Here is a 25,726-nt window from a genome sequence, read left to right on the forward strand (position 1 = left end):
GAACATTACAGATTTTTAATGTAAACCTCTTTAGAATTCGCGGAAATAATTCAAGACTTTATTGGTCCAAAAAGCAGAAAGGGGCGGCATCAACTGCCGCCCCTTTCCCGATATCCAGTATCGTCCAGACAATACTGTCAGTCGCTGTTACCTGAACGCACGCCCATGAACTGGATGAGAAACTGGAACAGGTTCACAAAATTGAGATACATCGTCAGAGCATCATAGACACTCAGCTTCGCTACTTCTTCCGGACCAGCATAAGCCATGTATTGCTGATATGTGATCTTGATCCGCTGCGTGTCATAGGCTGCAAGCACGGTGAAAAGACCCACGCCTATTACAGAAACAAGCATGGCCAGCGGAGAACTGTGCAGGAAAATGTTCACCACCGAAGCCAGAACGATACCGATCAGGCCCATGAACAGGAACGAACCGAGTCGAGCGAGATTGGCACCGGTCGTGTATCCCCACAGCGACATTCCGGCGAATGTAATGGCCGTCACGAAGAACGTCCGGGCTACGGAAACGCCCGTATAGCTCAACAGAATGCTGGCCATGCTGGCGCCCATCGCGGCGCTGAACAGCAGGAAAATCCCCTGCACAGCAGGACGGGAGAGACGGTTAACGCCGAAAGACAGAACCATCACGAACACGAGCGGTGCGAAAATACTGATACCACCCAGAAGGGTCGGTCGCAGGACGATTGCACCATTCGGCATTTCAGCCAGATGGAAGAACAGAGCGCGCAGGGATGTCTGTGCGACGCCGTAGGCGACCACTCCCGTGATCACCAGACCAAGCGCCATCCAGTTGAAGACCCGGCACATATAAGCGCGAAGTCCGGCGTCAAGACTGCCGGCTCCGGCCTGCACACCGGCTCTGCTGAAGTTGGAATTAAAAGCCATGACACCTTTTCCAATGAGATGCCCTTTTAAAAAGGGCGCTTGACGAACCAGGGAGGGCCGTCCGTACACTCCACCTGAATGTGGGAGTTTTGCCGGAGGGGTCAAGAATACTCCGCCGTCCCTTACTTATTTTTCATGGGAAACGCGCCTCTTGAGACTTTTTGTCGCACTCGACCTTCCTGTCGATATCCGTGAAACGCTGGCGCTGATGCGCGGTTCCATGCCCGGCGTGCAATGGGTTCCTGCCCAAAACCACCACATCACGCTTCGCTTCATCGGGGAAATCACGGACAGACACAGAATGGAGGAAATTGACCTTGCCCTCTCCCGTCTGGCCTGGAAGCCCTTTGATCTGTCGCTCGCACAGGCCGATATCCGCGAGGGCCTCAATGCCGACAGCCTTCTGATCGGGGTTGAGCGAACGCCACAACTTGAAGCGCTCCAGTCTCAGGTCGAAAGTGTCCTTCGCCGTGCCGGATGTCCTCCCGCGAAGCGACGCTTCCAGCCAGCCGTCACGCTGGGGCATTTCTCCTCCAGCCAGCGGGCGGATGCCATTCAGTGGGTCCAGAGACACAATCTTTTTCGCAGCAAACCGATGTCCGTAGAGCACGTTACACTTTTTGAAAGTCTGCGCAGCCTTGGAGAGCATGTCTATGTTCCCAGAGCCGAATATGCGTGGCAGCCAGAGATGCCGCTGACTCCTGAGGAAGAATGACCCGATCCATCCCCTCCCCTGAGGAGCGTCTTGACGCCCTCCTCAGGGAAGTCCGTGCCTGCCGCGTCTGTGAGGATCATCTGCCTTTGGGGGCTCGCCCTCTGATCCACGCCTCCGCGACTTCCAGGATTCTGATTGCAAGTCAGGCACCGGGCACCAAGGCCCATATTGCAGGAAAATCGTTTTTCGATCCGTCAGGCAATCGGCTCCGAAGCTGGCTCGATATCCCAGAAGACATTTTTTACGACACCCGGCATGTCGCTATTCTGCCAATGGGTCTGTGCTATCCCGGACGCCTGCCTCAAGGCGGCGACAAACCGCCGCGCCCTGAATGCGCCCCTCTATGGCGACAGCGTATCCTGTCGCTTTTGCCTGATGTCCGCCTGACGCTTCTCGTGGGCAGCTATTCCCAGAACCACGTCTTGGGGCGTGGTTCAGTCACGGAGCGAGTCAGGAACTTCAGGGATTACCTGCCTGAGTATTTTCCCTTGCCCCATCCGTCATGGCGGACCGGGGTTTGGGAAAAGAAAGCGCCATGGTTTCAGGAAGAGGTCATCCCTGCCCTGCGAGCGCGCGTTCATGCGCTGCTTGCCGAGCGCTGAATTTCAGGCGGCTTTAGCCTGCCTGAAAGCCTCGACCAGAAATCCCTCGACGCCAGATGACAGAATCTGAATCCCGATCGCCAGCAAGATCAGGGCAGCAAGACGGCTGACAATCCGCGCACCGGTCACCCCCAGCATCGCCACGACACGCTCGGCATAGGCGTAAACGATGGCCACCACGACAGCCATGGTCGTCGCCGCAGCGGAAACGCCCAGATAGTAATCTGCTGTTGGCATATGGGGGGGCGTGGACGAACTCAGGGCGATGGCGACGGAAATACTCCCCGGCCCCACCGTGAACGGCATTGCCAGCGGAAAGAACGCCCGCTCCCGCAGATCCGGCGTTGTTACGGTGCGCCCCCCCTGAAGCGCCTGCTTTTCCTTGCGGGCCTCGGACGTTTCAGGCTGCAACAACATCACCCATGCCCGGGAGGCCACAACAAGACCGCCGGTGATGCGCAAGGCATTAATGGAAATACCGAAAAAACCGAGAATCCAGCTCCCGAACCAGATGGACACCAGCATGATGCCCAGCGAATTCAGGGCGACCTGACGCGCGAGTTCGACGACTTCGCGGCGCTCGCGCCCTTCTGTTGCCTGCGCGAAAATCAGCGAGGCCCCAAGCGGATTGATGATCGAAAACAGCGCGGGAAAGGCAATCAGCCAGCTGCTGAGCGTATTCCCCAGCCCGGGCGCCAGACTCATGAGCCTGTTGCAGCCTGTGGCTGGCGCTTGCGTGCCAGACGTTCCTCACCCTTCAGAAAAGCCCGCAGCATCCGATAGTCCTCGGAAAAACAGCATACCGTCCCGGCTGTCCTGTCTGGACAGACCGTCAGTCCCAAATCGTTATAAACGGCCATCAGGGACTGGCCAACCTGTATGAAAGCGAGCTTGCAACCTTCCTGCAACGCCAGATCCCGCAACCGCCAGATCGCCGCCACACAGTTGCGTTCGGAACCCGCCGGATCGCCCAGCCCGATAATGAACTGCCCCGTCCGCAGGAACGGAATGGCCGCGCGCCCTGCCTCGTCCAGCAAAAGCCCGGTTGGACGACGCAAACCCAGTTGCGGCAAGGCATGGGCCAGACTGTGATAGCGGCAGGCATTTTCGGCCGTCCATGCCTCAAACCGAATGCGCGTCCGACGCATTCCGCGCCACAGGACGTAAAATCCGCAAAGGGCCGAAAACCCCAGAAACCAGCGCCCAACAGCGGTATGGGCGTCGTAGATCATGGAACGCCACCAGATCGGCCCCAGATGCCGCTGTATCGCCACCCAGCCAACCCCCATGAGCCCCAGCCCCCACAGCGACAGGGGCGCAAGCGTTGCTGGCGTCAGAGGGGCGGTCAGAAGATGTGCGCGACGATAATAGCAATTCCGGAATGGCAGCAGCAGGAGCATCACAAGCGCAATGACAACCGGCCCTTCCCACGGCGCATGACGCAGTATCAGCAGCATAACCGCTGATCCCAGCATCCCGAGAGAAAATTTCCAGGCCAGCGCCACACGCTGCGACAGCCCCCAGGACAGTGCCGCAAGCCCGACACCAACCACCGTCAATAGAAGATCCGCAATCTGCGACACCGCCGCCCAAAAGGAGGTCTGCACAGGCGGCAGGTCCGCCACCAACGCATAGAGCAGCAGCAACAGCCCGACGACAGCCTGAACACTCGTCGCCACCGCCACGGAAAAATCCGCTTCCGATTCACGAATGACCTGACTGGGTCTGACCCTGCGCGGGGTCTGCCCCGCCGAGACCAGAGCCTGTTCGCCACGCAGGAACAGCTCATGCCCCGCGAACATCAGCCCCGCAATCAGAAGGGGGATAATGTAATAGAAAAGCCGGAATACGAGGATCGCGCCCATGATCTGCGACGTTGGCAGATAAGCCTGCAACGCCAGCAGCATGGCACCATCGAAAACGCCCAAGCCCCCCGGAACGCTGGCCATCAGTCCGGCCGTATAAGAGGCAAGATAGATCGCCAGAAACGTCCCGAACCCGAAATGGGCTTCCGGCGGGAGCGGCGGTAGCACGCAATACGCAATGAGCGCCGTTGCCGCCATGTCCGCCGCACTGACCGCGATCTGTGCAATCGCAATTCCCGGCCCCGGAAGTTCAATCTCATACTTCCAGACACGCACATGCTTTCGAACACGCGAGACCAGCACATAGGCCAGCAACACAGCCCACAGGCCGAGGCCAACAAATCTGAGCAGAAACGTCGGCAGATGCATCAGAACCGGCACCGCGTGCGGTTCGATAATCAGAATTCCACCAATCAGCGCCATCGTACCGAGCAGATAGGTCGCGGAGCAGAAAGCAATGATCTGAGCAATCGCACCCGGCGTAACGCCCCAGCTCCGGTAGAGCCGGAACCGCACCGCTGCCCCCGAAATCGCCGCACAGCCCAGATTGTGGGACAGCACATAGGAGCAGAACGCCGCAAAGGCAGAACGCTGATACGACACGTCCGCCCGGACATGCAGACACGCGAGCCTGTCATAGAACGACAGGATGAAATACGACAGAACCGTTGCCGCGCCGCCTGCCATCAGAGCGGAATCCGGAATAGCGCTCAGGCTCGTTGTGATGTCATGCAGCGAAAGATGTCGCAGTTCGCGCCAGATAACGACCACAGCCGCCACCAGCAGAACCAGCCCCACCAGAGCAGGCGCGCGCGACAGGAGAACCTGCCAGCGTCGCTTCGACGGACTGGTGTCCTCACACCCGCAATCCACGGGATCCGCCTGCACCAATGCACAGACTTCGCCCTTCACAGACGAAGCCTGAACATCGGACGACCGGAACTCCGGTCTTTTCTCTTTGGGCGCGCCCACGGCTCAGCCCTGTACAGGCTCTTCAACAGGCCGCGCGAGAGCTTCCCGGATCAGGCCAACCGTCTCCGGAAGCCCGAACAGGGATGCAAAAATCCCGAAACGCGGCCCTTCGGTCTGCCCCAGCAGCACCTCATACAGGCACCCGAACCACGAACGCAGCTCGGACTTCTCGAAATATCGTTTGCCGACTTCGAACACGACATCCTGCACGTCGCCCGGCGGCGTTTCCGGCGCGAGCTTTGCCAGTTCGTCCGCAAGATCGACCAAGCCCTTGCGCTCGGTTTCGGTCGGCGCACGATAGGTCTTGTTCGGGTAAACCTGTTCCTGAAAATACGTCAGCGCACAGCGTACGAGACGGTCCACATACGGATGCGTCTGGGGCGACAGCGTCGGATCGTAGCGGCGCAGGAACTTCCACAACGTCTCCGGCTTGTCGGCATTGGCCACGTTCGCAAGGTTCAGTAGCGCCGTGTACGAGACCGGGCTGGTGTCTTCCGGGCGGATCGTCCCGCCATGAATGAACCACACCGGATTTGCCATCAGTTCCGGCCCGTCCTGCGTCTCGGCCTTCTGCACGAGCGTCAGGTAATCATCCGTCGCACGCGGAATGACATCGAAAAACAGACGCTTGGCCCGCGTCGGTTGCTGGAACATATACTGCCCCAGACTTTCCGGCGTACCATAGCGCAGCCATTCCTCGACCGACAGGCCGTTACCCTTGGACTTGCTGATCTTCTGCCCCTGCGCATCGAGGAACAGTTCGTAGGTCAGACCCGCAGGCGGCTCCTTGCCCAGAATACGGCAGATCTTCGACGACAGCTTCACACTGTCAATCAGATCCTTGCCCGACATTTCATAATCCACGCCCAGCGCATACCAGCGCATGGCCCAGTCGGCCTTCCACTGCATCTTGGCATGGCCGCCCAGAACGGATGTCTCGAACGTCTTACCGGATTCGTCCTTCCAGACAACGGTCCCGGCATCCGGATCAACCTTAATGATCGGCACCTGCATGACCTGCCCGGTCTCGGGATGGATCGGCAGAACCGGCGAATAGGTCGCACGACGCTCCGGACCAAGCGTCGGAATAATGGTCGCCACGACTTCGTCATGGACTTCAAGCATACGACGCAGCGCCGCATCGAACGTGCCGTTGGTGTAATACTGTGTAGCGGAGGCGAACTCGTATTCAAAACCGAAACTGTCGAGGAACTGGCGCAGACGCGCATTATTATGCGCGGCAAAGCTCTCATACTCGCCAAACGGATCGGGCACCCGCGTCAGCGGCAGGCCGATATGCTTTGCCAGAAGTTCCTGCTGCGGCACATTGGTTGGCACCTTGCGCAGCGCATCCATGTCGTCAGAAAACGCGAGCAGGCGCGTCGGACGGCCGGTCAGCGCCTCATAGGCCTGACGCACCCAGGTCGTCCGTGCCACTTCGCCGAACGTACCAATATGCGGCAAGCCCGACGGACCATAGCCCGTTTCCAGAAGAGCGGGAGCCTGTTCCGAAGCATCTGATGCGCGCGCGTCCATGCGCGCGGTGATTTTTCGCGCCTCTTCAAACGGCCATGCTTTCGGAAGCGGCGCGTCAGGAGAGAGGGACGGGGCGATAGGTGTCTTGGATTTCTGCATGATTACAGGAAAAAGTAGGGAGACACATCTTCCCGGTCAAGCAATACGACACATTCCCGTTTCACTCTGACCAATCCTTTACATGACGAAATATTTCAGTAACTTTTTTGCTCGACCCAACCCCTTGCAGACAGCCAGCTTTCACGTTCCGTTCGCAAAACCCGCAAAACATCCTCGCCGGAATTTTTCCTTCCCGCTACACTGCCCACAATGCCCCGCGCCCCCACCTTCCTGTCGCCATTCGACGCTCCGGCCCTCGTCGCCCGTCGCGGCCTGTCGTCCCTCCTGACCCCAGATGGCGAACTGCTGGACCTGACAGCGGAGGAAACCCGCGAGCGCCTGACACAACTTCCGCCGCCCCTTCTGGTCCACGGCCCCGCCGCCCTGCGCGCACTGGACCTCACTCCGCTATCCCAGCCTGTGCCGTGGTTTGACCTGCTGGACCTGTTCCTGTTCGTCCGCCCCGCCACGACCGTCGCCCCCACCCCGCGCGGACTGGCCCTCGCCCTCGGAATCGACCCGCCCGAAACCATTAACGCGGACCTCCTGCCAGTTCTGTGCGAAACCCTGCTCGACGAACTGCGCCACAAGGCCGCAACACCCGAAGGTACGCGCTTGCGCGCCCTGATGGTCCCCTTGACCCGCGCAGGATGGGCCTGGAGTGGCGAAGTCACGGACGTTCTCGGAACTCCCCAAGACACGACAGGCGCTCATCCCTACGAAGCCATCCGCATCTGGAAGCGTCTGCCGCGCTGGGAAGAAACCGCCCCGCGCCCCGCGCCCGGAAGCCAGCCGGTCTCACCAAACGCTGCCCGCCAGCGCCTTCGTGAGATCCTTGGAGAAAACGCCGAAATCCGACCCGGACAGGCCGATTTCGCTTCCGTGGCCACTGGTGCGTTCGAGGCACGCGAAAGCATCGGCTCGCCCAATGTCGTCCTTGCCGAAGCCGGAACCGGCACAGGCAAGACTCTGGGCTATATCGCCCCTGCTAGCCTCTGGGCCGAACAGAATGACGGCGCCGTCTGGATCAGCACCTATACCCGCCATCTCCAGCGCCAGATCGAACAGGAACTCCGACGCCTCTATCCGGGTGAAAAGATTCTTCGGGAGAAAGTCGTCGTTCGCAAAGGTCGCGAGAACTATCTGTGCCTGCTGAACATGGAAGACCTGCTCAACGTCGCCAGTTCCCGCGGCCCTGACGGTTACGCCGCCCTGCTCCCCATGGCCCTGCTCGCCCGATGGGCCGAAGCCAGTCGCGACGGCGATCTCATGGGCGGGGACCTCCCCGGCTGGTTCGGCGAACTCTTCGGGCATGGCACGCTTTTTGGCATCGCAGACCGACGCGGCGAGTGCATCCATGCCGCCTGCCCGCATTATCAGACCTGCTTTGTCGAACACGGAATCCGCCGTGCTCGGCAGGCCGATCTGGTCGTGGCCAATCACGCCCTCGTTCTCTCCCAGGCGGCGTGGGCTTCCCTCGCGCCGCCCGGCCTGCCAGACGAAGACACCACGCCCACCCGCTATGTTTTCGACGAAGGTCACCACATCCCCGACGCGGCAGACAGCGCCTTCGCTACGGCCCTGTCCGGTCTCGAAGCCGCCGAACTCCGCCGCTGGCTTCTCGGAGCGGAGGGCAGCCGTTCCCGCGCGCGCGGCCTGCAACGCCGGCTGGATGATCTGGTCGAACGCCTGCCCATGATCGACACGCCGTTGCAAGCGGCGCTTCAGGCCGCAAGAAGCCTCCCCGCTCCCGGCTGGAGCACGCGCCTGCGTCCCGAGAGCCTCGCTGACGAAAGCATCTTACCGCCTTCCGAGGATGCGCCCACCCTGCTGATCCCTGCTGACCCCGCGCCGGAAAACCCGTCCGAAGCTTTCCTGCGCGCGCTCGACCAGCAACTCCGCGCGCGACAGACCCAAAACCCTCGGGACGGCTATATTTCGGCGGAATGTGATTTGCACCCTGTCAACACAGATGTTGCCAGCGCCGCCGAAACCCTGAGCCGTGCCTTGACCCGCCTGCGCGATCCAATTCGTCTTCTGGCAGACCGCCTCGCCGCACAGGTCGAGGACGACGCGGAAATGGACGCCCCGACCCGCCAGCGCATCGAAGCCATGATCCGCACGCTGCATCGTCGCGCCATCAGCCGCCTGTCCGGCTGGATCGGGATGCTGGACGCGCTGCAAACGCCGCCCGAACCGGACGTCACCCCTACTTTCGTGGACTTCATCCGCACCGAGCGCCTGCCCCGCACCCGCGCCACACAAGGCGACCATGATATCGGCCTGTATCGACACTGGCTGGACCCGACCATTCCGTTCGTCTCGACGATTCAGACACCCGCTCACGGCCTGCTCCTGACATCCGCGACATTGCGCGACCAGACCGGCCATGGCGACGCGCAGAACGAAGCAAGCTGGCACGCAGCCGAACTGCATCTGGGCGCCACGCATTTCCTCAAGCCACCCATCCGCGCTTCGGTCATGAGCCCGTTCGACTACGCCACGCAGACACGCGCCTATGTGATTACGGACGTCTCGGGCGAAATCGCCTCGCTGGCCCATGCCTTCCGTGCCCTTTTCGAAACCGCCGGTGGCGGTGCGCTCGGCCTGTTCACAGCCATCCGCCGCCTGCGAGAAGTGCACCGCCGTATCCACGAACCTTTGGAAACGCAGGGCTTTCCCCTCTACGCGCAGCATGTCGATGCGATGGACAACGCAACGCTCGTGGACGTCTTCCGCACAGAAACCCATAGCTGCCTGCTGGGGACGGACGCCATGCGCGACGGTGTGGACGTCCCCGGCGAGGCGCTGCGTATGGTCGTGTTTGAAAAGACGCCCTGGCCCCGACCGGACATCCTGCACCGCGAACGCCGTCGTCTGCTGTCCGAAGGCCGCCCCGGCGATTATGACGACCGCATCACCCGGATGCGTCTGCGGCAGGCATTCGGCCGCCTGATCCGCCAAGGCAATGATCGCGGCGTGTTCGTCATGCTGGACCGTCGCATGCCCTCACGTCTGCTCTCGGCTTTTCCCGACGGCGTGGACGTCCGCCGTATGTCTCTGGCCGACGCACTGGAAGACATCACCCGCTTCCTGCGTCCCCAAGAGCAGGAAAACGAGCCGCCCCTCCTTCAGGGCTGAGCCAAGGGCTGTACCGACTGTTGCGCCAGGCTGCGCATGCTGCTCGCCAGACGGTCCCGAAGCTGATGCAGTTCTTTTTCCTGCTCCTGCGCCCTTTCGGCTGCAAGCCTGTCATTTTGCGCCATTTCGCCCAGAGCCTGCGTGACCTTGTCCGCCGCCTGCGCCAGTGCTTCCATCTGTCGCGGGTCCACACCTCGGCTGGCGGCAGTCGTCCGCGCCGCATCCAGCGCACCGTCGGCCACGAGTCCAAGGATCTTGCGGTCCGCCTCGTTCAGCGCATCGCGCGCGGTAGCGGCATTGCGGTTGTCCACCTGTCCCACGGCCACCGCGCAGGCCGCTTTCAGATTGGGAATAGTCTTCGTCAGCGCGGAATGCAGCGCCATGATCCGCGCTTCCGCGGCCTCGCGCGTGCTCTTGATCATCGGGATGGTCAGCGCAGCCCGCATCAGCCCTTCGCGCTGCTCGCTCAGATGCCCCGAGAAATTCGCCAGACGCCCTCGCAGTTCCATGACCTCGGCCGCATCCACAGGGTCCTGTGTCTCCAGCGCATGCTGTCGTAGCGATTCAACTTTTCGCTCGCCCTCTTCAAGCGCAAGCTGCCCGGCTGCGATATCAATGTTCAGTTCCCGCACCCCATGCCGCAGAGCCTGATACATATCCTCGAACGACGTAATGTTCCGCTTGAGATCGGCAATCGTCACCCGGGCCTTGGCTTCCTGCTGATCCATCAGGGCGTTGAACTTCTTGCGGTTCTCGGCAAATCCGCCGATCGCGTCCTTCGCCCCACCGAGCAGACCGCCCACCTTCGCCAGAAAGCCACCCGGTGTCCCGCCTTCACCACGCGCCAGCTTCTGTAAATCGCCGATCCGCAGGATCTTCACACCATCCAGAACACCTGCCGCGATTTCCCCAACCGCATCGCTTTCACCCAACGTCCGTCCGGCCAGCATCCGGTCCGAAACCTTCGCCAGTTCCCCAAGCGCGCCCATCCCGTGCGACAAAAGCGTGTTCAGATCCCCAAAATCGATCGTCTCCGCCCGCCGATGCGCCTCTTCAACCATGTCCGCTGGCAACCGGCTGATCTCCACCAGCCGCGGAAAAGCGGGCATCGGCTCCAGCGCCACCGGAACGGCACTGCTGGAAACCGGCGCCTCAACCTTCACAGGCGAAGGCGCGGACTCATCGGCATAAAGATCGCTCAGATCCAGCGGTCTGGTCTCGTCAGAACTCATGTCAGTCATCCAGCGTCAGGGTAAAGGTCGGGTCGATACGGAAATTCGGGTCCGGCTTTCCAGTGTCGTACATGGCCGTGCCGATGGCCAGAAACTCGACAATATGATCGCCCCAGACATGCGATTCTTCACGCAGTGTCGTCCCGATGATTTCATTGGCTCCGACCTCGGCCGCATGAGCCGACATCCGCTCCATCGCGTGCTCGCGCGCCGTGTAATAGGCCTGCGTAAACAGATCCAGTTCCACGCACTGCATGGCCTGTTTGAGCGTCGTCATCAGGCTCCGGCGCGGAATATGCTGCACGCAACATCCCAGAACCAGATCCAGCGGCCGCCGCCCCGAGCGCAGTGCCAGCGCAAAATCCTGCCCCGACAGATCGGACGTGAACGGTCGTCCATCCGGCCGCCGATAGCCAGAATGTCCTTCCGCATGCACGATGGCCGTCCCGAAGGCCCGGAACTCCAGCATGCCGCTGTCGGCCAGCTGTGAAATCTCCAGCCGCGTTCCAACGATCCCGTCTGCGCCAAGCTGCTCGGCTTCCTCGCGCATGATTTCGACGGCCTTCTCACGCGCGCCATACATGGCGCCCGTCAGATCCGTCAGTTCATAGGACGTATTGCGGAACTGCGTATTGGCCTGCACCTTCCAGATGCTGTTGCCCAGACACAATCCCAGCGCCCGGAACCCGGCCTGCTCGACGACCAGCAGTTCACGCACGCTGAAATCCGACGTTGCAACCCGTCCGCCAGACGCTCTCAGCGGCGGCACCTGTCCACCACTCTGCGCCGGTTCGGAAGATCCACCCCCGCCCCAACCCGGAGGAAGCGAATCAAAACCCGGAACCTGATCGAAGATACCCATGGGACTCCCGCCGTAAAATCCACAACATCACGAGGCCGCTCGGAACGAGCCTCAGAACAGATCATTCAAGCCGTCAAACAGACCATCCAGTCCCTCGACGACCTCGCTAACAACCTCACCGCCGACTTCAAGACCCAGAACAGCCGCCTCGACGCGGCCATCCCTGCCCCGTTCGCCAGCCTCCTCCTCAACCTCGATCCGGTTCGAAACCCCGGCGAAAAGCGGCCGATGCTGCAAGCCCGAACGGACCGCATCATCCAGTCCGCAGACCATCGCAGGCGACACCGAACCCTGACCGCCGATGCGCCGATATCCAAGAATACTCACAGCCGCCCGCACCCGGAGCGACTTCACGACACCCCGTTCCGACTGCACCGTCAGTCCGACAATCTCGTCATGCCCCAGCGCCCCGTCCCAGTTCCGGCAGGTCGGATCGTTCCGCAGGCTCATCGCAGCTGCATCCCGGGCCGACCGCTTGGCCTGCGTCAAAAGAGCGCTTTCCCCAATGCTAAACGCATCAAAAAAGCCTTCCAGAGGCCCCGTGTAGCGGATCTCTTCCCACGTCCCGACGCCGTAATTCACAGGCACGATCCCGGCTGCAAGCGCCACATCCAGCGTCGCCGCATTCCAGGGCACGCAAGGGAGCACATCCAGACGTTCAAGCTGTGGCACACGCACCGCCTCACCATGCAACATGAACCCAAGCGCCCCGCTATGATGCTCAAGCCGGTATCGCAGGTTCAAAACCGCTCCCGCTCCCAACGCCCGCGCCTGCTCGCGGATGCGGTCCGTTGCTGTGCGCCAGCCTGCTTCATGCACGGCCTGCCAGTTCATCCCGGACTTCCACCAGGTTTCGGCATGGACATTGCCCAGCGGCATAATCGCCATGGACGGCGTCAGAAGCGCCTGTCGCACCGATCCCAGACGCACCAAAGGACGTGCCCGACTGCCAAGCTCGTGAAACGCCCTTGCCTCGGCCTCTTTTTTCGGACCGGAGGACCAAGGAAACAGACGCATCACGGCTGGAAATCCGTCAGTTCAGCGGCTGCATGCCCTTCACCCGAAACCGCCAGTCCGGCCTCATGGATTTTTTGACGCAACTCCGTGATCCAGTCCCGGACCGGGACCTCCTTGCGACTGATAACCACTCCACGCACCTCATGCGCGATCTCGGCGACCACCCCGGTTCCGTTACGCCGGAGCACGAAAACCCGTGTTTCAAACCGAAGGGCAAGCTCCTCGATATCGACCGTGCGTTTCAGCCACCCCCGCGCCTTCCGCGTCACGGTTGCCTGACGCGGGAACGCCTGCTCACAGAAGGCTGCGAACTTTTCCAGAAAACGCTCCCGACCGCCTTCAGCGTCCCGGATCAGCGCCGCAAGATCGTCGATATTCCCGGTCATAAGCCCCTCTCGACATCGGCTGTTACAGTTCGACAGGTTTACTCTCCCGTCAATCAGGAAATTCCGCTTTCGAAAAGTTCACATAAAAAAAGCCCCCAGTCGCAATGACCGGGGGCTTTTCAGGAGGGCTGTCTTCAGGACAGTCAAGGCGCCATCAGAAATCGCGGGAAATCTGCAGCCAAGCGTAACGGCCCATATACATGCTGCCATACAGACCCTGCGCACTGTTCGTGGAACCGTCCACAACATATGGCGGGTTTTTGTCGAGCAGGTTGTTCACGCCGCCGGTGAAGTTCCAGTCGTTGTAATGGTATCCGACGGAAATATCATGCGTGAAAATGCCCGGCGTCTTGACGCGACCATAGCTACCCGGGGACTGACGGTTATAGGCGGCGAGGTCCGTCTCACCATCATTCCACATCATGCCACCTGTATAATTCATCATATAGGTGAAGCTGAAATTGCCATGTTGCCAAGTCGCGGTTGCATAGTCACGAACGCGCGGCTGACCGTTACCCGTCGTGTACATCAGACGACCGGCAAGATTGTCCCACTGACCACCAGCCTGGAACTGCTGGAGATAGCTGATCAACTGCTGGAAGTTGTTGCTGATTGTCAGGACGTCATGCGGCGTGACGCGGATACGATAATCAAGATCGAAATCGATACCACCTGTCTTCAGACCACCCTGATTGACGTAAAAAGTGGAAACGTCGTTGATCTGCTGGGAAATGGACGAACGGTTAATATCCGAGCAGTAAGATTCGTTTCCACCCTGATAGCACTGATTGACGATATACTGCGGGCTCAGCGGCGAGATCAGGTTCTTGAGCGTGTAATGCCAATACTCGATAGACGCGGACAGACCCGGAATCCAGTGAGGGGTAAATTCTGCACCGAACGTATAGGTCCGGCCGGTTTCCGGCTTCAGCTTCGCATTGCCACCCGTCAGAGACGGAATCTGGCCGGAGTTCACGTCCTGCATGGTCTGCGGGCTGGAGACGCCGTGCTTCATGCAGTTGGCAATGACGGTCGGACTCGTAGCTTCCGTGCACGGATCGGCACCCGGCAGATAGTTCAGGTACTGGCCGCCATACAGTTCATACACGTTCGGCTGACGGAAAGACGTTCCCAGCGTTGCGCGGAGATGCACGTCACGAACCGGCTGCCAGTTGATTGAGGTCTTCCAGTTTTCCGTGTCGCCGACATTGTTGTAGGACGAGAAACGCCCCTGTCCGTCGATGGTCAGATCTTTTGCGAATGGTGCGTTATGCAGAAGGTTCAGACGGCCTTCGAGATAGGCTTCGCTGACGCTGAAGCCACCGCCCGTCGCACCCGACGGATTGGTCATGCTCAGACCAGCCGCGGCCAGCGGATCGGGATGGTAGGACAATTGCTCGCTGCGATGCTCCATCCCCAGAGCAATACCCAGACGACCACCATTCGCCCACGGCATCTTCACAACGTCGTTGTTGTTGATGCGGACGTTCAGGTCACGCATCTGATACGTCGCGTTGTCATGCGTATTGTAGTTGACGTATTTAATCTGCTCAGGCGTCAGCTTACCGAACGGATTGGTCGACAGCGTACAACCGGCAGAGGCCTGACAGACGGCAGGATTATATCTCACGCCGCTGTTCGGATCACTCGGATCAAGCTGCTGGATGCCGTAGGTGTTCAGCAGGTGCTGGTAATTGCCCATGTTCTCGCCGACATCAGCCATCTGGCTGTTGCCGTAAGTGTAGGACACGTCATACATCCACTTGTGGGTAATCTCGCCCTTGGCACCGAACATCCCCGTCACAGTATCGCTGGACGTCTCGGTGCGACGGTTTCCCATCTCGGTCAGACGGCGATAAAGCTGCACATCCTGCGGGTCGCCGGAATACAAACCATTCGCACCGGTTACAGTCGGATTGTAAGGGTCGTTTGCCGGAATCGTCAGAACGTTCGGCAACGTCGACGGCGGAACACTACCTGACGTGGGTTCAGCAGCCATGAACGTGGACGTCGTACGGTGCGAATACATGGCGTTCGAATAGACCGTCAGATGACGGTTGAAATCATAATGGAAATCGCCGTTAGCTGTCGCATCCTGCCAGGAATTCAGCAGCGAAGACTGACGGGCGAAGTTATAACGGTCAGAATTCGACCAATTATGGAACTGCGTACCGTTATTGCTCGTGCTCCAGGCGTAGTTACCATCAGCTGTGCTAATCTGACCGTTCGGCGGAATGGCCGAACCATACTTGACCGTCCCGCCCGCGCCCGGATTGTTCTGGGCGGCAGAATAGGCCCAGTCACGGTTGCGATTCATCACGCCCTGATTGGTCTGATACTGCGCGAACAGCGTCAGGTTGCCCTTGTCATGATCAAAATTCCAGCCCTTGTAGGCTGAAATCTGGCCATTTTTACCATCGCCCAAGTCGCTGATGCCACCATGCAGCGTGATGTTGCCGGTGTTCAGGTTATGCTTGAGCTTGATGTTGATGACACCCGAAACGGCATCCGCACCATAAAGCTCCGAACCACCGTCCTTGAGCACTTCGATGCTTGCAATCGCCTGAACCGGAATGGTGTTCATGTCCACGCAGGAACTGGTCCCGTTCGTGTTCAGCGTCGTGCGCTTGCCATCGATCAGGACCAGGACGCGCTGCTGACCAAGATTACGCAGATCCGCGCAGGACATGCCGCCGCCGCCATTGGTGCTGCTGTTATATGTTCCACCGGACCCCATGGACGGCAGACGCTGCAGGAAGTCCCCAACAGACGTCGCGCCCGTCATCTGGATCTGCTTGGACGTCACGATCTGGACGGGGTTCGCATTCTGATTGTTGGACGAGCGCAGTGCAGAGCCCGTAACCACCATGCTTTCACTACCGCCTTCGACAGCAGCAGGTGCAAATATGGCTTTTGCTTTCCGCGTGGAAGCAACGGGTACGGCAACGGACGGTGCAGTAACTGGAGCGGCCACAGCAGGCTTTACGGCCTTGGAAGTAGTCGTCGAAGCGGCTGTCTTGTGATGCACAGCCTTGTGGGAACGGTGTTCCGGCTGTGTCGTGGACGCGGCGAAAGCCGTTCCTGACAGGGTCCCAACTCCGAGAATTGATGCACACAGCAACAGGTGGCGACGAGATGTGCTCATCAAAGAACAAAATCCTTCAGAAGAATGTTGTTCCCTGTCTAAAGATCTCAGAGCGTGACTGTCACGAAAAATACATACCAGCCATGTCTTCAAAGGACACTTGAATGCAACATGTGTGATAAATGCAACGGTTATACCCAGGCAGGGTTTTGGTTTGGATTCAGTAATTAAACTGAAATTTAAAAAGCCTCTGACCCGAAGGCCAGAGGCTTTTTTGCAACAGATCTGGCATCTCGCCTCTTTCGTAAAAGAGGCGAAAGACGGACCGGACTTCGATCAGAAGTCCATGTCGCCCATGCCGCCCATGCCACCCGGAGCAGCGGCCGGAGCCTTCTTCTCGGGGCGCTCGGCAACCATGGCTTCCGTCGTGATCAGCAGACCACCGACCGAAGCGGCGTCCTGCAGGGCCGTACGGACAACCTTGGTCGGGTCGATGATGCCGGCCGACACAAGATCCTTGTACTCACCCTTCTGGGCGTCGAAACCGAAGACATAGCCGTCGTTCTCAAGCACCTTGCCTGCGATGACCGCACCGTCTTCACCCGCATTGAACGCGATCTGACGCAGCGGAGCCTGCAGAGCCTTGCGGACGATCTCGCCACCGACGCGCTGGTCGTCGTTGTCGAAGGTCAGACCCTTCAGAGCGGAGGATGCGCGGGCCAGAGCCGTACCACCACCCGGAACGATGCCTTCTTCAACAGCAGCGCGGGTTGCATGCAGAGCGTCGTCAACGCGATCCTTGCGCTCCTTCACCTCGACCTCGGTGCTGCCACCGACGCGGATGACGGCTACGCCGCCAGCCAGCTTCGCCAGACGCTCCTGGAGCTTCTCGCGGTCGTAGTCGGACGTCGTTTCCTCGATCTGCGCGCGGATCTGGTTGCAACGGCCCTTGATGTCGTCGCTGTTGCCAGCGCCCTCGACGATCGTGGTGTTTTCCTTCTCGATGTGGATCTTCTTGGCGCGACCCAGCATTTCGAGCGTGACGGATTCCAGCTTGATCCCGATATCTTCGGAAATCACCTGACCGCCCGTCAGGATGGCGATGTCTTCCAGCATGGCCTTGCGACGGTCACCGAAGCCCGGAGCCTTGACGGCAGCGATCTTCAGGCCACCACGCAGCTTGTTCACGACCAGCGTGGCAAGTGCTTCGCCATCAACGTCTTCAGCGATGATCACCAGCGGACGGCCAGACTGCACAACGCTTTCGAGAAGCGGCAGCATCGGCTGAAGCGAGGAGAGCTTCTTTTCGTGGATCAGGATGTACGGGCTGTCGAGGTCAGCCGTCATCTTCTCCGGGTTCGTCACGAAGTACGGGGAAATATAGCCGCGGTCGAACTGCATGCCCTCGACAACGTCGAGTTCCGTGTGCAGGCCCTTGGCTTCTTCAACCGTGATGACGCCTTCGGAACCAACCTTCTGCATGGCAGAAGCGATCATCTCGCCGATTTCGGTCTCGCCGTTGGCGGAAATCGTTCCGACCTGAGCGATCTCTTCTGGAGACGTAATCTTCTTGGTGTTGTTCTTCAGCTCTTCAACAACAACGCCGACAGCCTTGTCGATGCCGCGCTTGAGATCCATCGGGTTCATGCCAGCAGCAACAGCCTTGGCGCCCTCACGGATGATGGCCTGGGCCAGCACGGTTGCGGTCGTGGTGCCGTCGCCTGCGATGTCGTTCGTCTTGGACGCGACTTCGCGGACCATCTGGGCGCCCATGTTCTCGAACTTGTCAGCCAGTTCGATTTCCTTGGCAACCGACACACCGTCCTTGGTGATGCGCGGTGCGCCAAAGCTCTTGTCGAGAACAACATTACGACCCTTCGGGCCGAGCGTGACCTTGACGGCATTTGCGAGGATATCAACGCCACGCAGCATACGCTCGCGGGCATCAGCGCCGAACTTTACGTCCTTGGCAGCCATAATTCTTACTCCTGAATGAGGTTTTTACGAGAGGAAACGGGGACGGCTGATCAGCCGATCACACCCATAATGTCGCTCTCTTTCATGATCAGCAGCTCTTCGCCGTCGATCTTGACCTCGGTGCCGGACCACTTGCCGAACAGCACCTTGTCACCAGCCTTGACGTCCAGAGCCACGATCTGGCCCTGCTCGTTGCGGGCACCCGGGCCGACGGAAACGACTTCGCCTTCGGTCGGCTTGTCCTTGGCGGTGTCAGGAATGATGATGCCGCCGGCGGTCTTCTCTTCGCCCGTCAGGCGACGGACCACCACGCGGTCGTGAAGGGGACGAAACTTCGTCATGGATCGCTCCATTATTGGTCACACCCTTGTAAAAAGCAGCATGACCGGGTTGCTGCACTCAATGACTGCAGTGCATTTGGCACTCTCGTATGGAGAGTGCCAATGACATAGGCGCCCAACCCGTTTCCGTCAAGGATTCTCGCTGTCACTCCCAGACGGTCCAGAAGAAAGTTTCCGCCCGTCGAGCAGGCTTTTCAGCCGCTGTTTTTCCATGTTTTCCGTCAGTTTCTGGCGCTTGGTCCGTCCATACAAACGACGATTGGCATCCGCAACCTTGGCATCCTCAACGCCCTTGCGGCGTTTGCGTTCCCGGCGGAGATTGATGACGTCGCTCATGATTCATGGCCTTTCGGGCATGACAAGACTGGATAGACAGACATGAAACACAGCCCATCGGACAAGAAAACCCCCGCATCAGGCCAGATGGTCAAGCTGACAGCCACGGACGGACACAGCTTCGACGCGTGGGAATCCGGCTCGGCGGAGTCGCCTCTCGCCCTTATTGTCGTGCAGGAAATTTTCGGCCTCACCGACCATATCCGCAATGTCTGCAACGACTTCGCAGCAGAAGACTTCCACGTCATTGCCCCGGCCGTTTTCGACCGTGCAAAAGCCAATGTGGCCCTGCCTTACTCACAGGCTGGCGTGACGGAAGGCCTCGAACTTCGCAGCCAGATCCCATCCGACAAGACGCTTGCCGATATTGCTGCCTGCGCGAAGGTCCTGCGTGATGCCGGACACAGGAAAGTCGGCATCATCGGCTTTTGCTGGGGTGGTCTGCTTGCCTGGCTGACGGCAACCCAGACCCATGACGTGGACGCGGCCGTCAGCTGGTATGGTGGTAGCATCGGCAACCATGTCGATACCGCACCGCATTGTCCGGTCGAGCTGCATTTTGGCGGCGAGGATTCCTCCATCCCCCACACCGAAATCCAGAAGATCCGCGACGCTCGTCCCGAGGTCGAGGAATATGTCTATGACGACGCCGGTCACGGGTTCGGCTGCCCCGAACGCCCGAGCTTCAACAAGGACGCCCGTGACCTCGCATGGTCCCGCAGCGTCGATTTTCTGAAAACACATCTCGCGTGAAGCGCGTCCCTTCCACGGTGACACAGACTGTCGCAAAACCGTGGAAGGGGTCTATAATGATTGTAACCCCGGCGAATACCGCACCGGATCAGACAGGAGTTTCAAGATGAGCACCAATCCGCTCAAAGACGACCCCAAGCACGACGCCGCGATCCGTCACGAAGCGCGTCTTCTGTGGGAAGCCGATGGCAAGCCGGACTGTGGCCCCGAAGGTTATCTCGAAAAAGCCGCCGACCTGATCGCAATCAAGGGAGTGCCGCAGGGCACTCCGGTTAAGGACCTGCCGCCGGTGGAACTGGACGGCGTGGAAATTGATGATGCACGGGCAGGCATCGACCTGAACGCAGACCCGAACCATAATTTCGATTGATTATGGTTTCCGCCGCGCTCGTTTTACGCAGGCGCGGCGTTCAGGGCTTCAGCCCTGTTTCAGAACACGTCCGGCTACCGTATCGAGCTTGGCCAGCAGCTTCGGATCGCGTGCAGCCGGAGCCGTGATGATTGCATGATCCAGAGCGCGCTCTGCACTGGCGTCGACCGGACGCTTCTTACCCAGCACCGGAATGACAGCCTTCACAAGGCGACGCGCATTCTCCGCATTGCCCGTCATGACCTTCACGACAGCCTCAACCGTCACGCTGTCATGCTCGCTGTGCCAGCAGTCGAAATCCGTGACCATCGCAACGGTCGCGTAGTTCATCTCCGCTTCGCGGGCGAGCTTGGCTTCCGGCATGTTCGTCATGCCCACGACCGAACAGCCCCAGGACCGGTACAGCTCGCTCTCGGCACGCGTGGAGAACTGCGGACCTTCCATCACCAGATATGTCCCGCCCCGCGTGAACGGAATACCGAGCGAAGCCGCTTCACCCTGCACCACATCCAGCACGCGCGCCGAAACCGGGTCCGCCATCCCGACATGCGCCACGCAGCCGGTGTCGAAGAAGCTCTTCTCACGCGCAAAGCTGCGGTCGATGAACTGGTCCACCAGCACGAAATGCCCCGGGGGCAATTCTTCCTTGAGCGACCCCACAGCCGAAAGCGACAGAATATCTGTCACGCCAGCGCGCTTGAGCGCATCGATATTGGCGCGGAAATTCAGGCGTGACGGCGGAATGGGATGACCCCGCCCGTGACGCGGCAGGAATACGCACTGCACGCCCTCGAACGTCCCGAACAGCAGTTCGTCGGACGGCTCACCCCAAGGCGTTTCAACCTTGCGCCATTCCTTGTTTTCGAGTCCGTCGATATCGTACAGCCCCGAACCACCGATCACACCGATGACGGGCTGGATTTCCTGTTCCGAAGACATGTCTGTTCCTGACTGTTGTTTGGTCCGCTCGCCCGTTCTGGACCACGAGAACGCCCGGCGCGCAAGCCTCCTGCGCCGGACATGCCCCTTTCCCGCGTTCAGCAAAATATTTTCACAAAACCCAGCGTTTTTACGAAATGAAAACGTCTTTGCGCCATCGTCCCGCCACGGATGCCCGCCACCAATGAGCGTCAGTCATGCATCAGCCAACTGTTCGACGACGGCACGATTTGCTAGGACACTGCGCGTAACGAAGTTTTGTCCTGTATAGACGGGGGAAGAAAAAATGGACCAGATCAGCCCCGGTTTCGCCGAAACCGTTCGTCCAGACGTACCTCACGACGCCCTCAAGCAGGACGCCAAAGCCTGGTTCGAAACCCTCCGTGACCGCATCTGCGCGTCCTACGAAAAGCTCGAAGACGAAGCATCCGAAGGTGGTTCGCAGGTCCTGCGCGACCGCACCGCCCCCGGCCGCTTCGAACGCACGGCCTGGAGCCGCCCGGAAGGCGGTTCAGGTGTCATGTCCGTCATGCGCGGCCGCGTATTCGAGAAAGTCGGCGTCAATGTCTCGACCGTCTGGGGTGAGTTCTCCCCCGAATTCCGCAAAAACATCCAAGGTGCCGAAGAAGACCCGCGTTTCTTTGCAACCGGCGTCTCCCTCGTCGCCCATCCGTGCAATCCGCATGTCAGTGCCGCGCATTTCAACACGCGCATGATCATCACGACGAAAGGCTGGTTCGGCGGCGGCGGGGACATCACGCCCATGTTCCCTGACAGCGCAGAAGCGCGGTCGGACGCGGACTATTTCCACAAATCGTTCGAAGATGCCTGCAACCGGCACGATCCGGAGCATTACCCCCGCTTCAAGGAATGGTGCGACCGGTACTTCCACCTGTCCCACCGCAATGAGCCACGCGGTCTGGGTGGCATTTTCTACGACCAGTTCTCTACCGGAAATGTGGATCAGGACTTCGCCTTCACGAAGGATGTCGGCATGGCCTTCCATGATGCCTACCCCGCTGTCGTGCGCCGCCGGATGTTCACCCCATGGACCGAAGCGGACCGCGATGCCCAGCTCATCCGCCGTGGCCGGTATGTGGAGTTCAACCTGCTGCATGACCGTGGCACGCTGTTCGGTCTCAAGACAGGGGGCAACACCGAAGCGATCCTCATGAGCATGCCGCCGGAAGTCCGCTGGCCGTGAGACTCACCCGACGTGCCGCCCTGAAAGGGCTGGCGGCCCTTGGCGGAACCGCTCCCTTCCTGAACACCCCGGCCCGCGCCGGGACGCTGACGGATGTTCAGCTCCTTCTGGGCGGCACGCTCGCCTCCATCCCCGGCCAGTTCGCAGAACTGGCAAGTGGCGCCATTTCCCGCACACTGGGTCTGGCGACGCCTCTCGAACTGACCCCCGATATCGGACAGGACGGCGTTCGCGCCGCAAATCTGTTCGATGCCAACAGCGCGCCTGACGGCAATACGGCGCTGGCCTTTCCCGGCGCCACACTTCTGGCATCCCTGACAGGCGATTCCCGCGTCCATTACGATTTCGGACGCTGGACTCCCGTTTTGGTGGCTTCCACCACAACCGTCGTCATTGCCCGCGCCGAACTGCACAAAACCCTGCGCAGCCGCCTGACGGGTTTCTTCCACGATCATCCCGTCCGCCTTGCCGTCTCCCGCATTGGCGGCCCGGAACTGAATGCCCTGATGGGCCTCTCGCTGCTAGGTCTGCGCCCTATTCCCGTGCCCGGTTATGTGGACTCATCAAACGCCCTGACCGCCCTGCACGAAGGCACCGTCGATGCCGTGCAGATTTCTCCCTACACGCTCGACCGACCGCTTGATGACGTCCTCGCCAACCTGCCGGAAGGCACGAGCGCGATCTATTACACCGGCGACCTGACCGACACGCATTCGACGAGCATCCCCATTTTCATGGAAGCCTATCAGCAGGCCCGGCACCGCGCGCCCGAAGGGCCGTTCTATCACGCCTGGCAGGCCGTCTCCGCCGCCGCAGATACGGCCATGGCCATTGCCCTCCCCATGCTGACCCCGCCTGAGATCGTCGCGCAATGGAACCGCGCCTGCACGGCTGCCACGGCGGATACCGGTGTGAGGCGCTGGGCCGAGACGCATCATTTCAAGCTGGTCACGGGCGACAACGCGGCCCCGTTCCTCTCACGTGCCGTTCCCGATCTGGGCGCCACGCTGGCCCTGCGCCGCTGGCTCTCCGTCAATACACCGCGCTGGCGCGAGGGGCAGGAAACACGCCATCTCTGACAGCGTCAGCGACGGCGTGTTTTCAGCAAAATCCGGACCGATCCGTGATTGGCCGCATGGGGATGCACAACGGCCAGAACCATCGACCGCAGATCCCCGCGCTGAAGCCACATTGGAAGCTCACGACGGATCAACCCGCTGGTCTGTCCACTTCCAAGCCCCGTCACCACTTCTACGCAGCGCCAATTCCGCACTCGCGCGCGCTGCATGAAATCATACAGCCGCTCGAAGGCCTCCTGCACGACATAGCCATGCAGATCGAGCCGCGCATCCACCTTCATCTGCCCGCGTGACAGACGCTTCCAGCTCGTATCATCCAGCCCCGGCGCACGGACACCTACCGAAAGCTCCACAGGACGCGGTTTCGTCTTCTCAGACTGTACAGGCAGGAAAGAGCGTCCCGTCACGACGGGCATGGAGCGCGGTGCCTCCGATATGGACGCAGGAGGCTCGACCTTGGCCGCAGGCACCAGACGACGCGGGGAGCGTGGAGACCGCAACGGCTTGATATCGCGAACAACCATCCACCACAACGTCGCTTCCTCCTTCCTCAGATCCCGCTTCGCCACACTATCCTCACTTCCTGTCCGGCCACCCTTGTCCATCAGACAGTTCAGGCCCCGAGCATGTAACGGCTTCGGGCATCATTGAACAATGTTCTTTCGGGACTTTCCGCCTGCGGATGCGTTTACGCCTCACGTTCCATTTTCCGAAAGAACAGGGCCATGAGCCATCTGACACAGGAAGAGCGCGACAACCTCCCCGACAGCGCCTTCGCCCTGCCTGAAAAACGCGCCTATCCGATCGATACCCGCGCTCGCGCCAGCAACGCCAAGGCCCGCGCCACACAGGAATACGAACGCGGCCTGCTGACGGCGGAAGAGCGTGAACGGATCGACAAGGCCGCTGACCGCCGCCTCGCGCAGGACGATTGAACTGCCCACATCACTTCAGGCGCCGTCTCTTACATAAAGCCATTTTAAATTCACTTGACGTTAAGGACCATGCCGTCAGTCTCGCTTGCAACGCCAGACCGGCCCAAGACCGACTTAGGATCTTCCATGCCCCTGCCTCTCCTGCGCAAATTCGCCCCCCTTCTCGCCAGCACCGCCCTTTGTTTCAGCGCGGCACAGGCCGCAGCCCCATCCGGCGCCCAGAAACCCGGAACCATCACAGCCTCGGCGCCGCTGGCCGCAGCCCTCAGCCTGCCGGATGCCGGACGCGCCCTGCGTATCACCTATCTTTCGACGAACGGCATTACCGGCAAGGGCCTCGTTCCCGTCACGGCCGAAATCATCCTTCCCCCCGGCCCTGCGCCAAAAGGCGGCTGGCCGATCGTCGCCTGGGCACACGGCACTGTCGGCGTGGACGATAGCTGCGCGCCCTCTCTCAATCCCTATAACGATCGCAACAGCACCTATCTTTCAACATGGATGAAACGCGGTTTCGCCATCGTCGCAACGGACTATCAGGGCCTCGGCGGCCCCGGCACGCATGCCTATCTGGACACCCGCGTCGAAGCCTATAGCGTCCTCGACAGCATCCGCGCCGCACTGGCCAACGTGCCGGACCTGCAAAACAAAATCATGATTGTCGGCCAGTCTCAGGGCGGTGGCGCCGCCGTCGCTACGGCGGCCTATGCGCCGACCTACGCCCCCGAACTGGACATCCGCGGCACCGTGGCCACCGGAGCCCCCTACGTCACGCCCGAACTTCTTGGGGATCTGCTCAAGAATGCCGCCCATCCCGACGCAGGCTACAGCCCGCTCGTCGATTATGTCCTCTACCTTGCCACCGGACTGGCAGGATACGACCCGCATTTCCGTCCCGAAGAAGCCTTCACCCCCAAAGCGCTGCCCTTCTATCGCAAGGCGGCGCATGAATGCCTGACGTCCCTGTCCCAGCAGACGCAGGCCGCTGGCCTGACATTGCACAACACGCTCCAGCCGACCTTTCTCAAGGCTATCAGCCCGGCTCTGAAGGGCATGGAGTTCCCAACCCTCAAGCTGGCCCAGCCTCTTTTCACCGGGACAGGCACAGAAGACCGTGACGTCCCTCCTGCACTCCAGCTCGGACTGGTCAAAGCGGCCTGCGCCGCCGGATCGCTTGTTCAGGCACATCTCTACAAGGGTCTGAACCACAGTGAGACGGTCAACGGCTCTCTGGCCGATTCCGCGATCTTCACCAACGAAGTCATGACCGGCCAGCCCGTCCCGCCGCAGTGCAACCCCGTGTCGCAGCAATAAGCCCTTACAGACACAGCCCATAAGAAAACGGCCCCGGATGATCCGGGGCCGTTTTTTATTT

23 protein-coding genes are annotated in these 25,726 nt (G+C 60.3%); 9 read left to right on the forward strand and 14 right to left on the reverse strand.

The window, feature by feature from the left end:
• Positions 1 to 137 precede the first annotated feature (137 nt).
• Positions 138 to 908: a Bax inhibitor-1/YccA family protein gene (locus HKD28_RS00970; protein WP_194266516.1), complete on the reverse strand. Its 771-nt coding sequence runs from the start codon at positions 906 to 908 to the stop codon at positions 138 to 140.
• Positions 909 to 1,059: 151 nt separating this feature from the next.
• Between HKD28_RS00970 and thpR the strand changes: the two genes are divergently transcribed.
• Entirely contained in the window at positions 1,060 to 1,623 is a 564-nt protein-coding gene (gene thpR, locus HKD28_RS00975) for an RNA 2',3'-cyclic phosphodiesterase (RefSeq protein ID WP_194261498.1), read from the forward strand.
• Entirely contained in the window at positions 1,620 to 2,225 is a 606-nt protein-coding gene (locus HKD28_RS00980) for a uracil-DNA glycosylase family protein (RefSeq protein WP_194261499.1), read from the forward strand. The genes thpR and HKD28_RS00980 overlap by 4 nt, the downstream gene beginning before the upstream one ends.
• Before the next feature lie 3 nt (positions 2,226 to 2,228).
• Here HKD28_RS00980 and HKD28_RS00985 read toward each other — a convergent pair whose 3' ends face one another.
• From HKD28_RS00985 to HKD28_RS00995, 3 genes are all read right to left on the reverse strand, one after another.
• Positions 2,229 to 2,930 (reverse strand): MarC family protein, encoded by a 702-nt coding sequence (locus tag HKD28_RS00985; RefSeq protein ID WP_099285269.1) that lies wholly within the window; start codon positions 2,928 to 2,930, stop codon positions 2,229 to 2,231.
• Positions 2,927 to 4,963: a lysylphosphatidylglycerol synthase domain-containing protein gene (locus HKD28_RS00990; RefSeq protein ID WP_457851963.1), complete on the reverse strand. Its 2,037-nt coding sequence runs from the start codon at positions 4,961 to 4,963 to the stop codon at positions 2,927 to 2,929. Before HKD28_RS00990 ends, HKD28_RS00985 begins: the two co-directional genes overlap by 4 nt.
• A gap of 102 nt (positions 4,964 to 5,065) precedes the next feature.
• Positions 5,066 to 6,697, reverse strand: a complete 1,632-nt coding sequence (locus HKD28_RS00995) for a lysine--tRNA ligase (protein ID WP_194266517.1) — start codon at positions 6,695 to 6,697, stop codon at positions 5,066 to 5,068.
• 210 nt (positions 6,698 to 6,907) lie between these two features.
• On the opposite strand from HKD28_RS00995, the gene HKD28_RS01000 reads away from it, so the two are divergent.
• The gene (locus HKD28_RS01000; protein ID WP_194266518.1) at positions 6,908 to 9,838 is read left to right on the forward strand and encodes an ATP-dependent DNA helicase; all 2,931 of its coding nucleotides are present in this window, start codon (positions 6,908 to 6,910) and stop codon (positions 9,836 to 9,838) included.
• Here the strand turns inward: HKD28_RS01000 and HKD28_RS01005 are convergent.
• From HKD28_RS01005 to HKD28_RS01040, 8 genes are all read right to left on the reverse strand, one after another.
• Positions 9,829 to 11,070, reverse strand: coding sequence for a toxic anion resistance protein (locus tag HKD28_RS01005; RefSeq protein ID WP_194266519.1), 1,242 nt, complete (start codon positions 11,068 to 11,070; stop codon positions 9,829 to 9,831). The two genes, HKD28_RS01000 and HKD28_RS01005, sit on opposite strands and share 10 nt — an antisense overlap.
• Position 11,071: 1 nt before the next feature.
• The gene (locus HKD28_RS01010; RefSeq protein WP_194266520.1) at positions 11,072 to 11,932 is read right to left on the reverse strand and encodes a heavy metal-binding domain-containing protein; all 861 of its coding nucleotides are present in this window, start codon (positions 11,930 to 11,932) and stop codon (positions 11,072 to 11,074) included.
• Positions 11,933 to 11,983: 51 nt separating this feature from the next.
• Positions 11,984 to 12,949 carry a hypothetical protein gene (locus HKD28_RS01015; RefSeq protein WP_194266521.1) on the reverse strand — a complete coding sequence of 322 codons (966 nt, stop codon included), beginning with the start codon at positions 12,947 to 12,949 and terminating at the stop codon, positions 11,984 to 11,986.
• Complete coding sequence (locus tag HKD28_RS01020; protein WP_194266522.1) at positions 12,949 to 13,335, reverse strand: hypothetical protein; 387 nt, start codon at positions 13,333 to 13,335, stop codon at positions 12,949 to 12,951. The genes HKD28_RS01015 and HKD28_RS01020 overlap by 1 nt, the downstream gene beginning before the upstream one ends.
• A gap of 154 nt (positions 13,336 to 13,489) precedes the next feature.
• A complete protein-coding gene (locus HKD28_RS01025) occupies positions 13,490 to 16,480 on the reverse strand; it encodes a TonB-dependent receptor domain-containing protein (RefSeq protein WP_194261506.1) in 2,991 nt (996 codons plus the stop codon).
• Between the two features lie 276 nt (positions 16,481 to 16,756).
• Entirely contained in the window at positions 16,757 to 18,397 is a 1,641-nt protein-coding gene (gene groL / locus HKD28_RS01030; RefSeq protein WP_194266523.1) for a chaperonin GroEL, read from the reverse strand.
• Between the two features lie 50 nt (positions 18,398 to 18,447).
• Positions 18,448 to 18,738, reverse strand: coding sequence for a co-chaperone GroES (groES, locus tag HKD28_RS01035; RefSeq protein WP_062027127.1), 291 nt, complete (start codon positions 18,736 to 18,738; stop codon positions 18,448 to 18,450).
• A 129-nt stretch (positions 18,739 to 18,867) separates the two neighbouring features.
• Positions 18,868 to 19,074, reverse strand: a complete 207-nt coding sequence (locus HKD28_RS01040) for a DUF4169 family protein (RefSeq protein WP_194266524.1) — start codon at positions 19,072 to 19,074, stop codon at positions 18,868 to 18,870.
• A gap of 42 nt (positions 19,075 to 19,116) precedes the next feature.
• Here HKD28_RS01040 and HKD28_RS01045 point away from each other — a divergent pair, with 42 nt between their 5' ends.
• Both HKD28_RS01045 and HKD28_RS01050 read left to right on the forward strand, forming a co-directional pair.
• Positions 19,117 to 19,827 (forward strand): dienelactone hydrolase family protein, encoded by a 711-nt coding sequence (locus tag HKD28_RS01045; protein WP_235993232.1) that lies wholly within the window; start codon positions 19,117 to 19,119, stop codon positions 19,825 to 19,827.
• Between the two features lie 106 nt (positions 19,828 to 19,933).
• A complete protein-coding gene (locus HKD28_RS01050; RefSeq protein ID WP_228125344.1) occupies positions 19,934 to 20,197 on the forward strand; it encodes a hypothetical protein in 264 nt (87 codons plus the stop codon).
• A gap of 48 nt (positions 20,198 to 20,245) precedes the next feature.
• Here HKD28_RS01050 and HKD28_RS01055 read toward each other — a convergent pair whose 3' ends face one another.
• A complete protein-coding gene (locus HKD28_RS01055) occupies positions 20,246 to 21,136 on the reverse strand; it encodes an S-methyl-5'-thioadenosine phosphorylase (protein WP_194266525.1) in 891 nt (296 codons plus the stop codon).
• A gap of 286 nt (positions 21,137 to 21,422) precedes the next feature.
• On the opposite strand from HKD28_RS01055, the gene hemF reads away from it, so the two are divergent.
• Together hemF and HKD28_RS01065 are read left to right on the forward strand one after the other, a co-directional pair.
• A complete protein-coding gene (gene hemF / locus HKD28_RS01060) occupies positions 21,423 to 22,340 on the forward strand; it encodes an oxygen-dependent coproporphyrinogen oxidase (RefSeq protein ID WP_194266526.1) in 918 nt (305 codons plus the stop codon).
• Positions 22,337 to 23,419: a type 2 periplasmic-binding domain-containing protein gene (locus tag HKD28_RS01065; RefSeq protein WP_194266527.1), complete on the forward strand. Its 1,083-nt coding sequence runs from the start codon at positions 22,337 to 22,339 to the stop codon at positions 23,417 to 23,419. Before hemF ends, HKD28_RS01065 begins: the two co-directional genes overlap by 4 nt.
• 5 nt (positions 23,420 to 23,424) lie before the next feature.
• Here HKD28_RS01065 and HKD28_RS01070 read toward each other — a convergent pair whose 3' ends face one another.
• Positions 23,425 to 24,024: a Smr/MutS family protein gene (locus HKD28_RS01070; protein WP_235993233.1), complete on the reverse strand. Its 600-nt coding sequence runs from the start codon at positions 24,022 to 24,024 to the stop codon at positions 23,425 to 23,427.
• Positions 24,025 to 24,144: 120 nt separating this feature from the next.
• Between HKD28_RS01070 and HKD28_RS01075 the strand changes: the two genes are divergently transcribed.
• The gene (locus HKD28_RS01075) at positions 24,145 to 24,354 is read left to right on the forward strand and encodes a hypothetical protein (protein WP_194261511.1); all 210 of its coding nucleotides are present in this window, start codon (positions 24,145 to 24,147) and stop codon (positions 24,352 to 24,354) included.
• A 126-nt stretch (positions 24,355 to 24,480) separates the two neighbouring features.
• Positions 24,481 to 25,665 carry a lipase family protein gene (locus HKD28_RS01080; RefSeq protein WP_194266528.1) on the forward strand — a complete coding sequence of 395 codons (1,185 nt, stop codon included), beginning with the start codon at positions 24,481 to 24,483 and terminating at the stop codon, positions 25,663 to 25,665.
• The last annotated feature ends 61 nt before the right edge of the window (positions 25,666 to 25,726 follow it).

Source organism: Gluconobacter cadivus (assembly GCF_015244745.1).
Lineage (GTDB): Bacteria > Pseudomonadota > Alphaproteobacteria > Acetobacterales > Acetobacteraceae > Gluconobacter > Gluconobacter cadivus.